At 74.4% G+C, this 13,949-nt stretch carries 14 protein-coding genes; all 14 read left to right on the top strand.

The features are described from left to right. The first annotated feature begins 120 nt into the window (after positions 1–120). The 14 genes from B9L22_RS13430 to B9L22_RS13365 all read left to right on the top strand — a co-directional run bounded on the left by B9L22_RS13430 (position 121) and on the right by B9L22_RS13365 (position 13,895). Positions 121–1,458: a homoserine dehydrogenase gene (locus B9L22_RS13430; protein ID WP_086150772.1), complete on the top strand. Its 1,338-nt coding sequence runs from the start codon at positions 121–123 to the stop codon at positions 1,456–1,458. An 11-nt stretch (positions 1,459–1,469) separates the two neighbouring features. Further along, positions 1,470–2,573 (top strand): threonine synthase, encoded by a 1,104-nt coding sequence (thrC, locus tag B9L22_RS13425; protein ID WP_086151000.1) that lies wholly within the window; start codon positions 1,470–1,472, stop codon positions 2,571–2,573. Then, positions 2,573–3,502, top strand: a complete 930-nt coding sequence (thrB, locus tag B9L22_RS13420; RefSeq protein ID WP_086150771.1) for a homoserine kinase — start codon at positions 2,573–2,575, stop codon at positions 3,500–3,502. The genes thrC and thrB overlap by 1 nt, the downstream gene beginning before the upstream one ends. A gap of 249 nt (positions 3,503–3,751) precedes the next feature. Next, positions 3,752–5,872 (top strand): transcription termination factor Rho, encoded by a 2,121-nt coding sequence (gene rho / locus B9L22_RS13415; protein ID WP_086150770.1) that lies wholly within the window; start codon positions 3,752–3,754, stop codon positions 5,870–5,872. A gap of 164 nt (positions 5,873–6,036) precedes the next feature. Continuing rightward, the gene (gene rpmE / locus B9L22_RS13410) at positions 6,037–6,255 is read left to right on the top strand and encodes a 50S ribosomal protein L31 (RefSeq protein ID WP_021483241.1); all 219 of its coding nucleotides are present in this window, start codon (positions 6,037–6,039) and stop codon (positions 6,253–6,255) included. A 202-nt stretch (positions 6,256–6,457) separates the two neighbouring features. Further along, complete coding sequence (gene prfA, locus B9L22_RS13405) at positions 6,458–7,561, top strand: peptide chain release factor 1 (protein ID WP_086150769.1); 1,104 nt, start codon at positions 6,458–6,460, stop codon at positions 7,559–7,561. Position 7,562: 1 nt separating this feature from the next. After that, positions 7,563–8,573, top strand: coding sequence for a peptide chain release factor N(5)-glutamine methyltransferase (gene prmC / locus B9L22_RS13400; protein WP_086150768.1), 1,011 nt, complete (start codon positions 7,563–7,565; stop codon positions 8,571–8,573). Beyond that, entirely contained in the window at positions 8,570–9,340 is a 771-nt protein-coding gene (locus B9L22_RS13395; protein WP_086150767.1) for an L-threonylcarbamoyladenylate synthase, read from the top strand. Before prmC ends, B9L22_RS13395 begins: the two co-directional genes overlap by 4 nt. Next, positions 9,337–10,593, top strand: a complete 1,257-nt coding sequence (locus B9L22_RS13390) for a glycosyltransferase family 4 protein (protein WP_086150766.1) — start codon at positions 9,337–9,339, stop codon at positions 10,591–10,593. Before B9L22_RS13395 ends, B9L22_RS13390 begins: the two co-directional genes overlap by 4 nt. Beyond that, on the top strand, positions 10,590–11,105 hold the full coding sequence (locus B9L22_RS13385; protein WP_233140106.1) for a hypothetical protein: 516 nt from the start codon (positions 10,590–10,592) through the stop codon (positions 11,103–11,105). Before B9L22_RS13390 ends, B9L22_RS13385 begins: the two co-directional genes overlap by 4 nt. A 237-nt stretch (positions 11,106–11,342) precedes the next feature. After that, positions 11,343–12,137: a F0F1 ATP synthase subunit A gene (gene atpB, locus B9L22_RS13380; RefSeq protein ID WP_233140104.1), complete on the top strand. Its 795-nt coding sequence runs from the start codon at positions 11,343–11,345 to the stop codon at positions 12,135–12,137. Positions 12,138–12,241: 104 nt separating this feature from the next. After that, the gene (locus B9L22_RS13375) at positions 12,242–12,472 is read left to right on the top strand and encodes an ATP synthase F0 subunit C (protein ID WP_021482769.1); all 231 of its coding nucleotides are present in this window, start codon (positions 12,242–12,244) and stop codon (positions 12,470–12,472) included. Beyond that, positions 12,472–13,080, top strand: coding sequence for a F0F1 ATP synthase subunit B (locus tag B9L22_RS13370; protein ID WP_034653505.1), 609 nt, complete (start codon positions 12,472–12,474; stop codon positions 13,078–13,080). Before B9L22_RS13375 ends, B9L22_RS13370 begins: the two co-directional genes overlap by 1 nt. Beyond that, positions 13,080–13,895 (top strand): F0F1 ATP synthase subunit delta, encoded by an 816-nt coding sequence (locus B9L22_RS13365; protein WP_043655661.1) that lies wholly within the window; start codon positions 13,080–13,082, stop codon positions 13,893–13,895. Before B9L22_RS13370 ends, B9L22_RS13365 begins: the two co-directional genes overlap by 1 nt. The last annotated feature ends 54 nt before the right edge of the window (positions 13,896–13,949 follow it).

Below are 13,949 nucleotides of genomic sequence, written 5' to 3'. Positions count from 1 at the left end.
CACGCCCCGGGCGGGCGCGCGCGTCGCCGTATCCTGTGCCTGCGGCTCCCGAGCCACCCGGGCACGACCCGGGCCGCGCCCGGCGCCGTACCCGTCCTGACCACCCGAGGAAGGTCCGTCGTGCCGTCTGCCGCCGAGTCCCACCCGCCCCTGCGCGTCGCCCTGCTGGGGTGCGGCGTCGTCGGCACCCAGGTCGCGCGGCTGCTCACGGAGCAGGCCGACGACCTCGCGTCCCGGGTCGGGGCGCCCCTGGAGCTCGTGGGGATCGCGGTCCGCGACGCGTCCGCCCCGCGCGACGCCGCGGTGGACCGGTCGCTGCTCACGGAGGACGCGGCGAGCCTCGTCGAGCGCGCGGACATCGTCGTCGAGGTGATGGGCGGCACCGAGCCCGCGCGGTCGCTGCTGCTGCGCGCGATCGAGGCGGGCGCCGCCGTCGTGACGGCGAACAAGGCCCTCCTCGCCGAGGACGGCCCCACGCTCTACAAGGCGGCCGACGCCGCCGGGGTGGACATCTACTTCGAGGCCGCCGTCGCGGGCGCCATCCCGATCGTGCGCCCGGTGCGCGAGTCGCTCGCGGGCGACCGCGTGCGCCGCGTGCTCGGCATCGTCAACGGGACGACCAACTACGTGCTCGACCAGATGGCCACGACGGGCCGGGGCCTCGACGAGGCCGTCCGGGAGGCGCAGGACCTCGGCTACGCGGAGGCGGACCCGACGGCCGACGTCGAGGGGTACGACGCCGCGGCCAAGGCGGCGATCCTCGCGAGCCTCGCGTTCCACACGCGCGTGTCCCTCGACGACGTCGCGCGCGAGGGCATCCTCGCCGTCACGGCCGACGACGTCGCGTGGGCCGCGCAGACGGGCCACGTCATCAAGCTGCTCGCCATCGCCGAGCGGCGCGACGGCGGGGCGACCGGGGAGGCGGGCGTGTCCGTGCGCGTGCACCCGGCGCTCGTGCCGACCTCGCACCCGCTCGCGAACGTGCGCGGCTCGTTCAACGCCGTGTTCGTCGAGGCCGAGTCCGCGGGCGAGCTCATGTTCTACGGGCGCGGCGCGGGCGGCGCCCCGACGGCGTCGGCCGTGCTCGGCGACGTCGTCTCCGCCGCCCGCCACCGCGTGCTCGGGGGCAAGGGGCCGCAGGAGTCCACGTACGCCGAGCTCCCGATCCTCCCGCCGAGCGCCGCGGTCACGCGCTACCAGGTGCGGCTCGACGTCGAGGACCGCCCCGGCGTGCTCGCGCAGGTCGCGCACGCGCTCGCCGAGCACGGCGTGTCCATCGAGGCGGTCCGCCAGCCGACGGCGCGCGGCGCGGCCGACGTCGCCGAGCCCGGCGTCGCGGAGCTCCTCATCACCACGCACGCGGCGCCCGAGTCGGCGCTGTCGGCCACCGTCGCGGCGGTCGCCGAGCTCGAGCCCGTCCGCACGATCACGTCCGTCCTGAGAGTCGAGGGAGCCTGATGGCCCACCAGATGGCCCACCAGTGGCAAGGCATCATCGCCGAGTACCGTGACCGGCTGCCCGCGCACGTGTCCGAGCGCATCGTCACGCTCGGCGAGGGCGGCACGCCGCTCGTCGAGGCGCCGGCCCTGTCGGCGCGCACGGGGGCCCAGGTCTTCGTCAAGGTCGAGGGCATGAACCCCACGGGGTCGTTCAAGGACCGCGGCATGACGGCGGCGATCTCCGCGGCCGCGGGTCGCGGTGCGCAGGCGGTCGTGTGCGCGTCCACGGGCAACACGTCGGCATCGGCGGCCGCCTACGCGGTGCGCGCGGGGATGACGTGCGCGGTGCTCGTCCCGGACGGCAAGATCGCGATGGGCAAGCTGAGCCAGGCGATCGCGCACGGCGCGCGGCTGCTCCAGGTCGACGGCAACTTCGACGACTGCCTCGTCGCGGCGCGCAAGCTCGCCGAGGCGTACCCGGTCGAGCTCGTGAACTCGGTCAACCCCGACCGCATCGAGGGCCAGAAGACGGGCGCGTTCGAGATCGTCGACGCGCTCGGCGACGCCCCGGACATCCACGCGCTGCCCGTCGGCAACGCGGGGAACATCACGGCGTACTGGAAGGGCTTCCGCGAGTACGCGGGCCAGGGCGCCGCGGGGCACGCGGGGGAGGGCCTGCCGGCCGTCGCGACGCGCACGCCGCAGATGTGGGGCTTCCAGGCGGCCGGCGCCGCGCCGATCGTCGCGGGCCACCCGATCACGGAGCCCGAGACCGTCGCGACCGCCATCCGCATCGGCAACCCCGCGTCGTGGGAGCTCGCCGAGGCCGCGCGCGACGAGTCGGGCGGCGTCATCGAGGCCGTGTCCGACGAGCAGATCCTCGCGGCGCACCGCGTGCTGTCGAGCGAGGTCGGCGTGTTCGTCGAGCCCGCGTCGGCCGCCGGCGTCGCCGGGATCCTCGCGCGCGCCGAGAGCGGGCTCGTGCCCGCGGGCGCGCGCATCGTCGTCACGGTCACGGGCCACGGGCTCAAGGACCCGCAGTGGGCGCTGCGCACGCTCGACGGCACCGAGGTCGAGCCGACGCGCGTGACCGCCGACGTGGTGTCCATCGCCGACGCCCTCGGGCTCGACTGATGCAGCTCGGCGCGGACCACGTGCGGGTGCGCGTCCCCGCGACGAGCGCGAACCTCGGCCCCGGCTTCGACGCGCTGGGCCTCGCGCTCGCGCTGCACGACGTGCTCGACGTGCGCGCGCTCGCGAGCGACGACGTCGTGGTCGACGTCGAGGGCGAGGGCGCCGGAGAGGTGCCGGGCGACGAGTCCCACCTCGTGGTGCGGGCCCTGCGGGCCGCGCTCGACGTGGCGGGTGCGCCGCAGACGGGCCTGCACCTGACGTGCGTCAACCGCGTCCCGCACGGGCGGGGCCTCGGCTCGTCCGCCGCGGCCGTCGTCGCGGGCATCGTGGCGGCGCGCGCGCTCGTCGCCGACCCGTCGGTCCTCGACGACGACGTCGCGCTCGGCCTCGCGACCGCGATCGAGGGCCACCCGGACAACGCGGCGCCCGCGCTGCTCGGCGGCGCGACCGTCGCGTGGGAGAGCGGGACGCCCGGGGCCGGGGCGCGTGCCGTCCGGCTCGACGTGCACCCCGACCTGCGAGCGACGGTGCTGGTCCCCTCGGCCCGGCTCGCGACGAGCCGCGCGCGCGGGGTGCTCCCGGCGCAGGTGCCGCACGCCGACGCGGCGTTCAACGCGGGGCGGTCGGCCCTGCTCGTCGAGGCGCTCACGCGGCGTCCCGACCTGCTCCTCGACGCGACCGACGACCGGCTCCATCAGGGGTACCGCGCCGGCGTCATGCCGACCACGTCCGAGCTCGTCCGCGCGCTGCGCGGGCGGGGGCTCGCGGCGACGGTGTCGGGTGCGGGCCCCACGGTCCTCGTCCTGTCCGCCGCGGAGCGCCTCGACGAGGTCGCGGGCGTCGCGGACGAGCTCGTCGGGGGGAGCGCGGACTGGTCGGTCCGGCGCCTCGACGTCGACACGCGCGGGGTCGTCGTCGAACGGCTCTGACCGCTGTCCTGCCGGTGCTAGGATGGTCCCAGCCTTCGGTCACGCTCTCGCATCAGCAGTCGAGCGTTCTCCAGCGCGGAAGTGCCGCGACAGAGCCCGTCCGAGAGAAGGCAATCCAGCCCGCGTCAGATGACGTCGTCGTACCACTGACGCGTGGTGACACCTGCGCACCGGCCGTCACGGCCGGGCGTCGACCACCCGCGGTCCGCCCTCTGAGAGACGGACGCAAACGAGGGGGAAGGGTCCTTCGTGACAGACACCATCGACACCGCCACGAGCAGCGCGACCGCTGCCGGCGGTACCGCCCGGAACGGCGCGCTCTCCACCCTGCGCCTCCCGGAGCTGCAGGCGCTCGCCACGCAGCTCGGGGTCAAGGGCACGTCCAAGATGCGCAAGGGCGATCTCGTGGACGTCATCCGCGCCCGCACGGGCGAGCAGGGCGCCTCGGAGCGCCCCGCCGCGTCCCGGCGCGACACGGACGCGGCGCCTGCCGCGTCGCGTGAGACGAACGAGGCGCCCGTCGCCTCGGGGCGCGGCCGCAGCCGCCGCGCCGAGCGGCCCGCGGCGAGCCCCGCGGCCGGCACCGACTCCCCGGCGACGCGTCAGGACGCGCCGTCGGCCGCCAGCCGCGAGGAGCGCACCGCCGCTCCCGTGCTCGACCTCCCGGTGCGCGCCGACGAGCAGCGCACGGAGCAGCGTGGCGAGCGCCGCGACGGCCGCCGCGACGCGCGCTCGGAGGCCGCGGCCGCGGTCGCCGAGGCCCTCGGCGAGGGCGTGCGCACGCGCGACACCGCGAACGAGTCGCCCGACGAGCGTGCTGCGCGCGCCGCGGCCGCCGTCGGCCTGGTCACGGGCGAGCGCGGCTCGCGCCGTGCGGGCCGCGGTGCCGGTGCCCCGCGCACGGGCGAGGGCGACGGCGACGCGCCGCGCGCCGACCGCCAGCGTGACGGGCAGGGCGGCGAGCGCCAGCGCGAGCAGCAGCCGGAGAAGCAGTCCGGCCAGCAGTCCGGCCAGCAGGGCCGGGGCGAGCGTCAGGGCGACCGCCGTGACGACCGCCAGCTCCTGGACGACGAGCGCGGCGGGCGCCGCCGTCGGGGCCGCGACCGCGGTCGCGACCGCGACCGCAAGCGCGGCCGCAACCGCCAGGGACCGGACCTCTCGGGCCTCGACGACATCGAGGTCAACGAGGACGACGTCCTGCTCCCCGTCGCGGGCATCCTCGACATCCTCGACAACTACGCGTTCGTCCGCACCAGCGGCTACCTGCCGGGCAACAACGACGTCTACGTGTCGCTCGGCCAGGTGAAGAAGGCCGGGCTGCGCCGCGGCGACGCCGTGACGGGCGCCGTGCGCCAGCCGCGCGAGGGCGAGAACCAGGGCAACACCGCGCGCCAGAAGTTCAACGCGCTCGTCCGCCTCGACACGGTCAACGGCATGTCGCCCGAGGAGGCGCGCGAGCGTCCGGAGTTCAACCGGCTCACGCCGCTGTACCCGCAGGAGCGCCTGCGCCTCGAGAACTCCGAGGCCACGCGTCTCACGCCGCGCGTCATCGACATCGTCGCGCCGATCGGCAAGGGCCAGCGCGGTCTCATCGTCGCGCCGCCCAAGGCCGGCAAGACGATCATCATGCAGCAGATCGCCAACGCGATCGCCGCGAACAACCCCGAGGTCCACCTCATGGTGGTGCTCGTGGACGAGCGGCCCGAAGAGGTCACCGACATGGAGCGGACGGTCCGCGGCGAGGTCATCGCCTCGACGTTCGACCGCCCCGCGTCGGACCACACGATCGTCGCCGAGCTCGCGATCGAGCGCGCGAAGCGCCTGGTCGAGCTCGGTCAGGACGTCGTGGTGCTCCTCGACTCGCTCACCCGCCTGTCGCGCGCGTACAACCTCGCGGCGCCGGCCTCGGGTCGCATCCTGTCCGGTGGTGTGGACGCGTCCGCGCTCTACCCGCCGAAGCGGTTCTTCGGCGCGGCACGCAACATCGAGAACGGCGGCTCCCTGACGATCCTCGCCTCGGCGCTCGTGGAGACGGGCTCGAAGATGGACGAGGTCATCTTCGAGGAGTTCAAGGGCACGGGGAACATGGAGCTCCGCCTGTCCCGCAACCTCGCGGACAAGCGCATCTTCCCGGCCGTGGACGTCAACGCGTCCGGCACGCGCCGCGAGGAGATCCTCATGTCGCAGGACGAGCTGAAGATCATCTACAAGCTCCGCCGCGTCATGGGCGCCCTCGACCAGCAGCAGGCGATCGAGCTGCTGCTCGGCCAGCTCAAGAAGACGCAGACGAACGTCGAGTTCCTGCTGCACGTCCAGAAGACGACGCCCGGCGGGCTGGCCGACGACGACAACGTCGGCCGCACGATCTGACGCGTCGCCCGGTCACCGACGGCGGGTGGCCCCGGGAAGTTCTCGGGGCCCCCGCGCGTTCTGGCACAATGGTTCGTCGGCCTGCGCTCGTCAGGCCGCCTGTCACCGGTTCACAGGTGCGGTAGCCGCACCTGACCCGGAGACGTCACCCCAAGGAGAAAACCGTGAAGTCTGGTATCCACCCCGAGTACGTCGTCACCGAGGTGACGTGCACCTGCGGGAACACGTTCGTGACGCGCAGCACCGAGGCGTCGGGCAAGATCAGCTCCGACGTGTGCAGCGCCTGCCACCCGTTCTACACGGGCAAGCAGAAGATCCTCGACACCGGTGGCCGCGTGGCCCGCTTCCAGGCGCGCTACGGCAAGAAGGACGCCGACAAGTAGCAGCACCGCAGCGCCGGTGGTCCGAGCCCGACAACCTCTCCAGGGGCAGTCGGTGCGCTCGGACCACCGGCGCTGTCGCGTTGTCGGGGGTCGGCCGGAGCGCCGGACCCGGTGACGCGCCCGCGTGCGACCGCACGCCCGGCGCCCGCGCGCCGCGCCGCGACCGCCGTCCCGCACCGCCGTACCGCCCGAGGAGCCGTCCGTGACCGAGTCGTTCGCCGCCGTCGTGCCGTTGCTGGCCGAGCACGCCGAGATCGAGGCGCAGCTCGCCGACCCGGCCGTCCACGCCGACGCGGGCCGCGCCCGCACGCTCGGGCGGCGCTACGCCGAGCTGAACCAGGTCGTGGGCGCGTACCGCGCGTGGCGCGAGGCGAGCGACGACGCCGGGGCCGCGGCCGAGCTCGCCGCGCTGGGCGGCGACGACGGCGACGCGTTCGCCGACGAGCTCCCGGGCCTGCGCGCCACCGAGGAGGAGGCGCGCGAGCGCCTGCGCCGCGTGCTCGTCCCGCGCGACCCCGACGACGGCCGCGACGTCATCCTCGAGATCAAGGCGGGGGAGGGCGGCGAGGAGTCGGCCCTCTTCGCCGGCGACCTGCTGCGCATGTACCTGCGGTACGCCGAGCGCCGCGGCTGGAAGACGGAGGTCCTCGAGTCGACCGACTCCGACCTCGGCGGCTACAAGGACGTCCAGGTCGCGGTGAAGGCGCGCAGCACGCCGTCCGACCCGGCCGAGGGCGTCTGGGCCAACCTCAAGTACGAGGGCGGCGTGCACCGCGTCCAGCGCGTGCCCGTGACGGAGTCGCAGGGCCGCATCCACACGTCTGCCGCCGGGGTGCTCGTGTTCCCCGAGGTCGAGGACGCGGGCGAGGTCGAGATCGACCCGAACGACCTGCGCATCGACGTCTACCGCTCGTCGGGCCCGGGCGGGCAGTCGGTCAACACGACGGACTCCGCGGTGCGCATCACGCACCTGCCGACGGGGATCGTCGTGTCGATGCAGAACGAGAAGTCGCAGCTCCAGAACCGGGAGCAGGCGATGCGCGTGCTGCGCGCGCGTCTGCTCGCCGCGCAGCAGGAGGCGGCCGCCGCGGAGGCGGCGGACCTGCGGCGCTCCCAGGTGCGGACGGTCGACCGCTCCGAGCGCATCCGCACCTACAACTTCCCGGAGAACCGCATTGCGGACCACCGCACCGGGTACAAGGCGTACAACCTCGACCAGGTGCTCGACGGCGACCTCGACCCCGTCGTGCGCTCGGCCGTGGAGGCGGACGAGGCGGCCCGGCTCGCCGCCGCGGGCGAGGCCTGAGATGGGCGACGCGCGCACCGAGCAGTCCGTGCCCGCCGCGCTCACCGTGGACGACCTGCGGCGCGCGGTGCGGGCCGCCGAGGGGATCCTCGTCGAGGCCGGCGTCCCGTCCGCGCGCCACGACGCGGAGGCCCTCGCGGCCTGGAGCCTCGGCCTGCCGCGCCTCGAGTGGTACCGGCTCCCCGCGGGCGACGCCCCGCTCGCCCCCGCGCTCCCGACAGGCGCGACCGACCGCTTCCTCGCCGACTTCGCGGACGCGGTGGAGCGCCGACGGGGGCGTGAGCCGCTCCAGCGCATCGTCGGGCACACCGTGTTCCGGCACGTCACGGTCGAGGTGCTCGACGACGTCTTCGTGCCCCGCCCGGAGACGGAGACGGTCGCGCAGGTCGCCATCGACGAGGCGGCACGGCTCCTCGGCGACCCGGGCCGCGCGGACCGGCCGCCGCTCGTGGTGGACCTGTGCTGCGGGTCGGGCGTCATCGGGATCAGCGTCGACGTCGAGGTGCCGGGTTCGCGTGTCGTCGCGGTCGACCTCTCGCCCGACGCCGTCCGCGCGACGACGGCGAACGCCGCGCGCGTGGGGTCGGGCACCCAGCGCACGCTCGTCGGCGACGTGGGCGACCCGGCCCTGCTCGCCGAGCTCGACGGGACGGTCGACGTCGTCGTCTCGAACCCGCCGTACATCCCGCCGGACGCGGTGCCGGTCGACCCCGAGGTCCGCGACCACGACCCCGACATGGCGCTCTACGGGCGCGGCGCCGACGGGCTGGAGGTGCCGCGCGCCGTCGTGCGCGCCGCAGCGCGCCTGCTGCGGCCCGGCGGTCTGTTCGTCATGGAGCACGCGGAGGTGCAGGCCGCCGACGTGCGCGCGGCCGCCCGCGCCGCGGACGCGTTCGTCGAGGTGCGCACCCTGACGGACCTCACGGGCCGCGACCGCATGGTCGTGGCACGACGAGCCGGTGCCGCCGGTGACCCGGGGTCGCCGCACGGGCGTGGAAGGATGGACCCGTGAGCTCCGTCCACCCCGTGACCGACCCGAACACCTGGGGCGCCGGCATCGACGAGGCGGTCAACGCGATCTCCCGCGGTGGCCTCGTCGTGCTGCCCACCGACACCGTCTACGGCATCGGCGCCGACGCGTTCGACGCCGAGGCGGTGTCCGCGCTGCTCGCCGCGAAGGGGCGCGGGCGGCACATGCCGCCCCCGGTCCTCGTCCCCGACGCGCGTACGCTCGACGGCCTCGCCACCGACGTGCCCGACGACGCGCGCCGCCTCGTCGAGGCGTTCTGGCCCGGCGGGTTCACGATCATCCTGCGGGCCCAGCCGTCGCTCGCGTGGGACCTCGGCGAGACGCACGGCACGGTCGCGCTGCGCATGCCCGACCACCCGGCCGCGCTCGCGCTCCTGCGCCGCACCGGGCCCCTCGCCGTGTCGTCCGCGAACGCGACGGGTCGCCCCGCCGCGCTGCACGTCGACGACGCGCGCGAGCAGCTCGGCAGCGCCGTGGGCGTCTACCTCGACGGCGGGACGGCGCCCGGGGGAGTGGCGTCCACGATCGTCGACGCGACGTCCGGCGCGCTGCGCGTCGTGCGGCAGGGGGCCGTGACGCTCGAGCAGCTGCGCGAGGTCGCGCCCGTCCTCGGCCCCGACGACGAGCCGGCCGCGGACGCCGCCCCGGAGCCGCCGGAGACGGCGCCCGCCGAGGCTGCTGTCTCCGACGCGCCGGCCGAGGCCCGAGGCTCCGGCGACGCCGGGGAGCCGGAGGCGAACGGCGGGTGAGGGTCTACCTGCTCGTGATGCTCGTCGCCGCCGCGGTGACGTTCCTCGCGACACCCTTCGCGCGCTGGGTCGCGCTGCGCACGGGCGCCATCACGGCGGTGCGCGACCGCGACGTCCACACGATCCCGACCCCCCGGCTCGGCGGTCTCGCGATGCTGCTGGGGCTGGTGGTGGCGGTCGTCTTCGCGTCGCAGATGCCCTTCCTCGAGAGCGTCTTCGTCGGCGAGGTCGCGGGGCGGATGGTCGCCGACGCCCGGATCTGGGGGATCGTCGGCGCCGCGGCGATCGTCTGCCTGCTCGGCATCGCCGACGACATCTGGGACCTCGACTGGATGACCAAGCTCGCGGGCCAGGTGCTCGCGGCCGGGCTCATGGCGAGCCAGGGCGTCGTGCTGTTCACGCTGCCCATCCCCATCGGGGAGCAGCAGCTCATCTGGTCCTCGCGCCTCCAGCTCGTCGCCACGATCCTCGTGGTCGTGGTGGCCATGAACGCCGTGAACTTCGTGGACGGGCTCGACGGCCTGGCGGCCGGCCTCGTCGCGATCGGGGGCGCCGCGTTCTTCCTCTACTCGTACGTCCTCACGCAGAAGGCCAGCGCCGACGACTACTCGAGCCTCGCGACCCTCGTCATCGCGGCCCTCGTCGGCATCTGCGTCGGGTTCCTGCCGCACAACTTCCATCCCGCCCGGATCTTCATGGGGGACTCGGGCTCGATGGTCCTCGGTCTCGTGTTCTCCGCCGCGGCGATCGTCGTGACGGGCCGGGTCGACACGACCACGCTCTCCGGGGCGCAGCAGATCCCCGCGTTCATCCCGCTCCTCCTGCCGCTCGCGGTGATCCTCCTGCCGCTGCTCGACATGGCCATGGCGGTCGTGCGCCGCGTCGCGCGCGGCAAGTCCCCGTTCCACCCGGACCGCATGCACCTGCACCACCGGATGCTCGCGATCGGGCACTCGCACCGGCGCGCCGTGCTCATCCTCTACGTGTGGACGGCCGTCTTCGCGTTCGCCGCCGTCGCGCTGGTCCAGTGGCACTGGCACGGCGTGGCCGCAGGGCTCACGGCGGCCGTCGTCGCCGCGGCGCTCCTCACGCTCGGACCGCTGCGCACGCGCGGGCGGTTCCTCGACGACGACGCCGCCGCGGTGGTCGACGTCCCGCCGGTCCTCGCGCCCCCCACCTCCTCCGCGCCCGGGTCCAGCGACCCGGCCGCGTCGTCCGCCGTCCCCACCCCGCCGAAGGAAGCCCTGAGATGACGACGAGCCAGCCCGAGCCCGCCCGCCCGGACGACCGACCGGACGCCAGGCCGGAGGGCGCGGCGACCGAGGGTGCCGTCGAGCAGACGATCGGCGCGCACGGCCGCGCCGTGCGTGCGGTGTTCCGCACCGCCCTGCGCGACGTGCTGGTGCTGCTCGGCGCGCTGACCGTGCTCGGCGTCGCCGTCGGTGCGCTCGTCGCGGGGCTGCCGGGCGTCTGGGGCGCGCTCCTGGGCGTGGGCGTCGCCCTGATCTTCTCCGCGACCACGGTCTGGACGATGCTGCGCACCGTCGACTCCAGCCCGACGACGACGGCCGCGATCGTCATGGCCAGCTGGCTCGGCAAGATGGTGGTGCTGATCGCCGTCCTCGTCGTGCTGCGCGGCATGGAGTTCTACGACCGGTGGGTGTTCGCCGGGGTGCTGCTCGTCGGCGTGATCGGCTCCGCCGCGCTCGACTACCGGGCCGTGAGCAGGGGACGGATCCCGTACGTCGACCCCGCGGCGCGCTGACGTACCACCGGCGCGCCGCCGACGTACCACGGGGCCGCCGCGCGGGGGAGGGACCCTCGTCCCGCAGCATGAGCAAAATGTCACAAGCGGCCGGGAACGGCGAGAGCACGCGGATCCATACGTTAGGCTACTGGCGAATCCATGACGGCCAGGTCCGACGGCGTGCCCACCCACGGGTGACGGCTGCCCGGACCACACGACCATTGGGAGTCCACCCTGTCCACGCTTGCGACCCCCGTGCTCCTCGCTGCATCCGAGAGCGAAGGTGGCTTCCACGCGCCGTCCATCGCCGACTTCTTCCCGCCGGCGATCCTCTTCGAGGGCACCATCTTCCAGATCGACCGGATCTGGATCGTCCGGATCGTGGCCACGATCGTCCTCCTCGCGATCTTCGTCGTCGCCGCGCGTCGGGCGCGCCTGGTCCCCGGGCGCTTCCAGAACGCGATCGAGATGATGCTGGACTTCGTCCGGGTCCAGATCGTCGAGGAGATCATGGGCAAGGAGCACGCCAGGCGCTTCGTCCCGATGATCACGACGATCTTCTTCGCGGTCCTCGCCTTCAACCTCACGGGCATCATCCCCGGCCTGAACATGGCCGGTACCGCCCGCATGGGCCTGCCCTTCCTGCTCGCGCTGTGGGTGCTCGTCACCTACTGGGCCGTGGGCATCAAGGCGCACGGCCTCGGCGGCTACCTCAAGAACAGCCTCTTCCCCCCGGGGATCCCGGCGCCGATCTACCTGATCGTCACCCCGATCGAGCTGCTCCAGATCCTCATCATCCGGCCGGCCTCGCTCGCCATCCGTCTCGTCGCCAACATGGTCGCCGGCCACATCATGCTGGTCCTGTGCTTCGCCGCGACGCAGTACTTCGTCTTCGAGGCGGTCCCCGCGATGAAGGCCTTCGGCGTCCTGACGCTCGCCGGCGGGCTGATCTTCACGCTCTTCGAGCTCCTCGTCGCGGCCCTGCAGGCCTACATCTTCGCGCTCCTCGCGTCGGTGTACCTGAACATCGCGCTCGAAGAGGAGCACTGACCCGAGGCCGCGCCGCGCGCCCCGACCGACCCTCTCCCACCACGCACCACTCAATGTGACGCCCGGCCGACCGGTCGGGCGCCCAACGGAAGGAACGAGCACACGTGGACGTCACCACCCTCGCCGAGGTCTCCGGCAGCATCAACACGATCGGCTACGGCATCGCCGCGATCGGCCCGGGCATCGGCCTCGGCATCCTCATCGGCAAGACCGTCGAGGGCATGGCCCGCCAGCCTGAGGTCGCCGGCCAGCTCCGCGCCACCATGTTCCTCGGTGTCGCGTTCGTCGAGCTGCTCGCGCTGCTCGGGCTCGTCGCCGGCTTCCTCTTCCAGTGATGACGGCGCTGGCTGACGCCGCGCTGACCCTCGCGGCGGAGACCGGCGAGGAGCCGGCAGGCATCGACCTGTTCCTCCCCGCCGGCTACGACATCCTGTGGTCGGCCGTCGTCCTCGTCATCATCGCGGTCGTCTTCTACAAGGCGGTCCTGCCCAAGTTCCAGGCGGTCCTGGACGAGCGCACCGCGAAGATCGAGGGCGGTCTGGCCAAGGCGGAGTCCGCCCAGGCCGAGGCCGCGGCGGCGCTGGCGGAGTACCACCAGCAGCTCCAGGAGGCACGCACCGAGGCGGCGAAGATCCGTGAGGAGGCGCGCGCCGAGGGCTCGGCGATCGTCTCCGACCTGCGGGCCAAGGCGTCCGACGACGCCGCGCGCATCGTCGAGACGGCGCACCGCCAGATCGAGGCCGAGCGCCAGCAGGCCGCGGTCTCGCTGCGCAACGACGTCGGTCTGCTCGCGACGGAGCTCGCCTCCAAGATCGTGGGCGAGTCGCTCGCCGACTCGGCACGCCAGAGCCGCGTCGTCGACCGCTTCCTCGACGAGCTCGAGGCCGCGGGTCCCGCGGCGGCGAGCGCGGCGGGCACCGGTCCCGGCACCGAGGAGCGCTGATGCGCGGAACGAGCGGCGAGTCCCTGACGCAGGCGCGGGACCGGTTCGAGCCGGTCCTGCGCTCGGCGGGCGAGAGCGCGCTCGCGCTCGGCGAGCAGCTCTTCGCGGTCACGGCGGCGCTCGACGAGTCGGCGCCGCTGCGGCGCTCGCTCGCCGACCCGTCCCGCTCCGGTGCGGACAAGGCGGCGCTGGTCACGGCCGTCCTCGCGTCGGGCTTCGACGAGCGCGTCGTCGACCTCATGGCCGGCCTCGTCCGGTCGCGGTGGTCGCGCGAGAGCGACCTCGCGGACGCGACCGAGCGCCTCGGCCTGGAGGCGGTCCTCGCGTCCGCCCAGTCCCGTGGTGCGCTCGAGCAGGTCGAGGACGAGCTCTTCCGGACGTCGCGCGCGCTCGTCGGGCAGCGCGAGGCACGGCAGATCCTCTCCGACGACACGATCGACCCCGAGCGTCGCGCCGCCTTCGTGCACGCGCTGCTCGGCGGGAAGGCCGACCGTGCGACCGAGGTGCTCGCGGTCCACGCGACGCGCGCGCTGCGCGGGCGCCGGTTCGTCCCGACGCTGGGGTGGATCGGTGAGGTCGCGGCCGAGCGTCGGCAGCGGCTCGTCGCCTCCGTGACGTCGGCGACGGTGCTCACGCAGGCACAGCTCGACCGCCTCTCGGCGCTGCTCGAGCGGGCCTACGGGCGTGCCGTGCAGCTCAACGTCACGGTCGACCCCGCCGTCCTCGGCGGGATGCGCGTCCAGGTCGGTGCCGACGTCGTGGACTCCACGGTGCTGGCCCGGCTGGCCGACGCGCGCCGACGTCTCGTGAGCTGACCGGCCCACCCTTCCGACCGACGACCGTCCTGCCGGCCACCGGCCGCACAACCG

The sequence above is a fragment of the Cellulosimicrobium sp. KWT-B genome (assembly GCF_002127155.1).
In the GTDB taxonomy this organism is placed as follows: Bacteria; Actinomycetota; Actinomycetes; order Actinomycetales; family Cellulomonadaceae; genus Cellulosimicrobium; species Cellulosimicrobium funkei.
Note: the sequence above shows the minus strand (reverse complement) of the source record. Positions and strands in the feature narration are given on the sequence as shown.

Bases quoted from the DNA above. Each gene is read 5' to 3' on its own strand.
- thrC (WP_086151000.1), top strand. From the start codon at position 1,470: ATGGCCCACCAGTGGCAAGGCATCATCGCCGAGTACCGTGACCGGCTG.
- thrB (WP_086150771.1), top strand. From the start codon at position 2,573: ATGCAGCTCGGCGCGGACCACGTGCGGGTGCGCGTCCCCGCGACGAGC.
- prmC (WP_086150768.1), top strand. From the start codon at position 7,563: ATGGGCGACGCGCGCACCGAGCAGTCCGTGCCCGCCGCGCTCACCGTG.
- B9L22_RS13385 (WP_233140106.1), top strand. From the start codon at position 10,590: ATGACGACGAGCCAGCCCGAGCCCGCCCGCCCGGACGACCGACCGGAC.
- B9L22_RS13370 (WP_034653505.1), top strand. From the start codon at position 12,472: ATGACGGCGCTGGCTGACGCCGCGCTGACCCTCGCGGCGGAGACCGGC.
- B9L22_RS13365 (WP_043655661.1), top strand. From the start codon at position 13,080: ATGCGCGGAACGAGCGGCGAGTCCCTGACGCAGGCGCGGGACCGGTTC.